This is a genomic window from Nocardia asiatica NBRC 100129 (assembly GCF_000308415.1).
GTDB lineage: Bacteria > Actinomycetota > Actinomycetes > Mycobacteriales > Mycobacteriaceae > Nocardia > Nocardia asiatica.
On record NZ_BAFS01000356.1, the window covers coordinates 1 to 1,293 of the forward strand.

The 1,293-nt window shown below is 64.5% G+C and carries 1 protein-coding gene; it reads left to right on the forward strand.

Annotated features, from left to right (window positions below; genetic code table 11):
• The coding region (locus tag ON27_RS29385; RefSeq protein ID WP_043734859.1) for a WD40 repeat domain-containing protein at positions 1-427 on the forward strand (427 nt) is incomplete at its 5' end.
• Positions 428-1,293 lie beyond the last annotated feature (866 nt).

The window sequence follows — 1,293 nt, forward strand, 5'->3', positions numbered from 1 at the left end:
GTTGCTGAAAACCAGTAGCTTCACCGCCGAGGACCCTGCCACCGAGGTCTACGACCTGACCGATCCCACAGTGCCGGAGCTACGAGAAGCGACCCATCGGGTGCTCAACTCGTCCGCCTTCAACCTGGACCCGCGGATACTCACCATGGCGCTGGGTCGCGACGTCATGCTCGCGCCGACCGACAACATGGACAGCACCGTGCGGCTCCCCGGCCACCTGGGCACCGTGGACGCGCTGCGGTTGCGGCCGGACGGGTATCTCGTCTCGCGCGATCCGCGCACCGTCCGGGTCTGGGATGTCCGCGGCGCGCTGACGACGCTGCTCGATCCGGAAGCGGCAGCCTGCCAACGGCTCGGCACGGCGATCTCCCAAAAGGACTGGCATTACTACGCGCCGAACCTGCCCTACGACAACGTCTGTCGCTGACGCTAGGGCGTCACTGGCGGACGATGTGTTCCGTTCGCATAGTCCTTCACCTGGCCGACGGTGAGATCGCCGAGCGCGACGCGCTGGCGCCGGCGATCGAGCGCCGCGGCGTGGATCACCTGTCATATTGGCTACAGTGTTACCGATATAAGCCGCAGGTCAAGATGTATCGGCAACATCGTGCTCGTTATTATATGCTGCGCGCATCCGGTCTGTCGATCCGTGAGCATGCAGGCCGAGGCGCCCCTCGCCCGTTAGCGGCCGATCGCACCAGGCGGTTGCGTATGAGATGTCCCGACGGGCGCATCGGTGACCGACTGGATGCGAATGACATCCGGATTCCCGCCGCTATCAATTGTGACGAATCCGTCAAACGACTATTGACTGAATCACCGGTCACATGTGACGATTCCGTCATTCTGATGAAGGGAGTGGCTGATGAGCCACCATCACGACCCCCTCGCCGGCGGGCGCTGTAGGTCGACTGGCAGATATGCCACTCATGGACTCGGGCCGGTTTACCGGGGGTGGACAGCACGGGCCGCGGATTCGATTCGGCACCGGTCGACGGGCCGGCGAAGCGCGTCGCGATCGACCCTGCCGCAGCATGATCCGCAACGATGCGGCGTAGTCCACCCACCGAAACCCAAGCCTTCGCGTGCGAACGGGTATACCGGTATCAACCGAGACCTCCAGGGCCCGCCGTGCTGACGCTTGGTTCGGGGAGCAAGGTCGGCGCAATCAAGGCACTCGCCGTCACCGCGGCGGCGGTCACGGTGGGCGGTTGCACCCTGCTGCCGAACTCGGCCACTGACGCGGCGGACCACACCAGTCACATCACCGCGGATTTCGACAACATCGCGGGT